We start from the raw sequence: 4,313 nt of genomic DNA on the forward strand, positions 1-4,313 counted from the left end.
TGTCAGTGCATGGGCAGGACATAAACATTTTGCTACTACCAGCACTTATTATACCCAAGTGAGTTGTGACTTGATGGAACGAGAAGCCGGTCATATTCAACAAGCATTAGTTAACAGCGATGGACATCGTTTACCCTACGAATCTTTACCTAAATCCTTCTGGGAAAAGCCTCAAGCTCATAAATTAGAATTGTCTGGCACTCACATTAATACTCCCATTTATGGCTATTGTGGACTCGATTTAGACCAAGATTGTGACAAGTTCAGAGCTTGTTATACCTGTCAATCTTTTGTTGCCGTTCCTGAAAAGCTTCCCCAATATATCAAAGTTCGAGATGAGTTAAGAAGCAAAGAAGCCAAAGCCTTAGCCAGTGGTCAAGACGTATTAGTTGAACAATTTAGCAGACAAGCAGACCAACTGGACAAAATCATCGCTAGTTTACAGGAGGCAGCATGAGTCAGCAAACTAAAGAGGAAAGAATTAAAACCCTCAAAGCAACACAAGAAACCCGAAAACAGGAAACCTTAGATAAGGTTAATAAAGCCATAGAAAGGTTACTGAAAACAGGGGCGAAAATTAGCTTTCAAGCCATTGCTAGAGAAGCCAATGTTAGTGTTCCTTATTTATATAAATACCCTGAGCTTAAAGAACGCATCCAACAGCTACGTTCACAGCAAAGGAAGATGCCAAGTTATCAGGTTAATCAACCCCCTGTTAATGCTAAAACCCATTCTCAAATGGTGGGTCGTTTGAAGAAACGAATTCAACAATTAGAAGAAGAAAATAAGGAACTGAAACGGAAAAATGAAGCCTTAGCAGGACAAGTTTATCGGGTTCATTCTTTACAAGAACAAGTTGAGAGACAAAAAGACCTGATTGTGACCCTTGAATCTCGACTTAAAGAACCCCCTAAAGCTGAAGTCATACCCATTACCAGTAAAGCCAAACTTCAGATTAATGACAGCATTAAAACTCAATTAGATGAATTAGGAATCCCTCTTAATACAACCCTAACCAAAACCATTAAAGGAGCTTCTAAAGATACTGTATTAGCTGCTATAGAAGCGGTTAAACATCAATTAGAAAAGAGAGAAGTTGATAACCCTGGCGGACTCCTTAACAAAGCCATTCAAGAGGGATGGACTAAACCTGAACCTACTTCTGTCCCTTCTCCTCCCAAACCTAAAATCTACCATCCTACTGAGGATGAAGAAAAGAAAACGCTTTCATCAAAAGACTTAGCTAAACTCAGTAACTTATTCAAGGATAAATAATCATGACTAATAACATTCCCCCTCAGAATATAGAAGCAGAAGAAAGCATTTTAGGAGGTATTCTCTTAGACCCTAACGCTATAAGCAGAGTAGCAGATATACTGCCACCTGAAGCGTTTTATGTAATGGCTCATCAACAAATTTATCAAGCTGCTTTAGACCTTTATCATAAAGACCAACCTTGTGATTTTATGACGGTCAAGACTTGGTTAAAAGACCATAAAATCTTTACGAAAGTAGGGGGAGAGAATAAATTAACCCAATTACTTGATAGGACAGTTTCTGCGGTTAATATAGACCGTTATGCTACGTTGGTGGTTGATAAGTATCAGCGTCGTTTATTAATTAATACAGCCCGTGAAATAGAAGAATTAGGTTATGATACGGTAACGGAATTACCTTCTATTTTAGAACAGTCAGAAGAAAAGTTATTTAAAGTTACAGTAGATGAAAAAGACCCCTTTCAACCTCAACCCATTCATGACTGTCTAAGGGATGTTTTCGATGAATTAGAAGAAGGGAAAAGTCCTGCTTATTCCACTGGGTTGACTGATTTGGATAAATTAACAGGAGGACTGACTAGAAAAGACTTAATTATTATTGCTGGTCGTGCTTCAATGGGTAAGACTTGGTTTTCTATTTATTTAGCTAATCATGTTGCTATGACTTATGAAGTTCCTGTGGTTTTCTTTTCAGCAGAGATGTCTAAAACTCAACTAACTAAACGGTTTTTAGCCATACATTCAGAAATTGATTCATCACGATTAATGCGAAATGAAATTTATCAAGATGAATATGATTCTTTAGTTAAAGGATTAGGAATACTGACTGAGTTACCGATTATTGTTGATGATACTCCTGCTAATACATTAACCCCTTCAAGAATGCGGTCTGTGTTACGCAGAATTAAAGCAGAAAAGGGAACCATTGGGTTAGTGGTAATGGATTATATTCAAAAGTTAGGAGACAGAGCAGCAGGGAATAGAGCGCAAGCGGTGGGTAAGTTTTCAGGGGCATTTAAGGACATGGCAAAAGAGTTTGATTGTCCGTTTATTGCCTTGGCACAGATTAATCGAGGAGTGGAAGGACAGGCTAATAAACGTCCTTTTATGAGTGATATAAAAGACTCTGGGGACATTGAACAGGATATGGATTTAGGACTTTTATTGTACCGTGACGAATACTATAATCCTGACACTCAAGATAAAGGTATCATGGAGATTAATGTAGCGAAGAACCGCAATGGACAAACAGGAATTTGTCAGATTCGCTTTAATCCTGTCATTGGTTCGTGCGTTAATCTGTTCAACCCTTCTAGTGATTCTGAAGTATCATGATTTATGTTGTATAAAGTTTTGAATTTTGAGCTTGATTTATCATTGTATAAACCATAAATAACAATAGAAGCTATGTATATAAATCTTTATGGCGATTGTGTACAAGATAATAGAGGACAGAATCAAATTGCTGTTGCTAGTTTGCCTAATAGGTTTGGTAAGTTTTGGAATGGTCGTCAAATTAAACATTTAAGAAGACACTACCAAAAACTTAGAAAACAACTTCAAAAGGCTAATAAGCGCAAGGTAGTTAAACGTCTAGAATCTAAAGAAAGACGCATCATAACCTATATCAATCATTGTATTTCTAAGCAGTTAGTTCAGTTTGCCAAAGACTATGGTATGGGATTAAGATTTGAAGATTTATCTAATATTAGACAAACTTCAAAACAATCCAAAAAAGTCAGGTCTGATGCAGGAAATAGTCGCCATACTTGGTCATATTTCCAGTTAGAAACCCTAACTCGTTATAAAGCCATTAAAAATGGTGTTCCTTTTGAACTAATACCTGCTCCATATACTTCTAAGTCAGATCATCGTAATGGTGTGATTGGAAAAAGAAATGGGCATTGGTTCAGAGGAGTTGATGGTTATCAATGTAATAGCGATTGGAATGCTAGTCAAAACATAGGTCAATGGCTTGGTTTTTCATGTCCTTTAGACTCCCGACCCTCTCGGATTTAAAATCCGAGAGGAAAGCGGGAGCGCATTCCGCGCCTTCAGAAAACTGTATTTGTAATGGATGCAGACGGTTTAAAGGATGGGGTCAATGGGAGTCCCCCTAACTAGGGTAATGTCTAAACAGGTGGATTTATCCCCTGTTTAGATAACCTCTAGAATCCCTGCGGTTTTAACCCAGGGAGTCTCAAATAATAGCGGTTTTCAATTGGGTGTATCAATATTTTAGTTAAGTTGAGTGTGGGGAGTGTGGGAGGGGTGGGGAGTGTGGGGAGGATTTGCATTTTAATGTTTAATCTATGCAAATGAAACCCGCTATAAAAAACTAAACAAGAAACTCAAGGAAATCAATTCTTAAGCAGTTACAGTCAAAATCAACTCTATTATCCACCCCGCTGCCCCCCTTTTAAAGGGGGTGTGGGGGGTTGGAGGCGTTAGCGAAGGTGCAAGATGTGAGCTTTTTCTAGAAGACAAAAAACCTGTACAATACTCGACATACCTATACAGAATGTCTAGGATGCACTATAGACCAAGTGAATTTGCCGATTTAGCAGGAGTTAGTGTCAAAACATTACAAAAGAGCTAATCATGTACGCAATTAAGAGAGAATTAAAGCTGAATAACAAAGAAAAGAGCTTTTTTGCTGGCTGTGCTGGCTTTTCTCGCTTTGTATACAATCATGGCTTATCTTTACTCAAATCCACCTGGGATATTCCCGAAATTTCTGGCAGTGACTCAAAACGGTTAGATGCTATCAAGAAAGTCTTTACAAACATTACTAAAAAGCAAACAGAATATTTATGGACAAATAAATATTCATCTCGCATTTATCAGAATGCTTTTAGGGACTTGAAAAAAGCATTTTCCCGTTGGAGAGAGCCTAAAATAAAAGCAGACTTACCTCGTTTTAAAAAGAAAAAAGATCACTGTAGTTTTACAGTAGATAGTTCTAACGGTAAGGTATTAGTCAAGGAGGGAAAAAAGATAAAAATTCCTACTTTGGGAACATTCAGATTAAAAGAG

Annotated in this window: 3 protein-coding genes and 2 pseudogenes; all 5 read left to right on the forward strand. The window is 37.6% G+C overall.

All coding sequences use genetic code 11. The annotated features are described in order from the left end of the window. A pseudogene (locus C4E06_RS05320) lies at positions 1 to 457 on the forward strand (transposase); the annotation flags it as partial. Beyond that, entirely contained in the window at positions 454 to 1,275 is an 822-nt protein-coding gene (locus C4E06_RS05325) for a DUF6262 family protein (RefSeq protein WP_107667125.1), read from the forward strand. The pseudogene C4E06_RS05320 and the gene C4E06_RS05325, both read left to right, overlap by 4 nt. Before the next feature lie 2 nt (positions 1,276 to 1,277). After that, positions 1,278 to 2,612, forward strand: a complete 1,335-nt coding sequence (dnaB, locus tag C4E06_RS05330) for a replicative DNA helicase (protein WP_107667126.1) — start codon at positions 1,278 to 1,280, stop codon at positions 2,610 to 2,612. Between the two features lie 108 nt (positions 2,613 to 2,720). After that, a pseudogene (locus tag C4E06_RS05335) lies at positions 2,721 to 3,401 on the forward strand (RNA-guided endonuclease TnpB family protein); the annotation flags it as partial. Between the two features lie 477 nt (positions 3,402 to 3,878). After that, the coding region (locus tag C4E06_RS05345) for a helix-turn-helix domain-containing protein (RefSeq protein WP_157951113.1) at positions 3,879 to 4,313 on the forward strand (435 nt) is incomplete at its 3' end.

This window comes from Cyanothece sp. BG0011, from assembly GCF_003013815.1.
Classification (GTDB): Bacteria; Cyanobacteriota; Cyanobacteriia; order Cyanobacteriales; family Microcystaceae; genus Crocosphaera.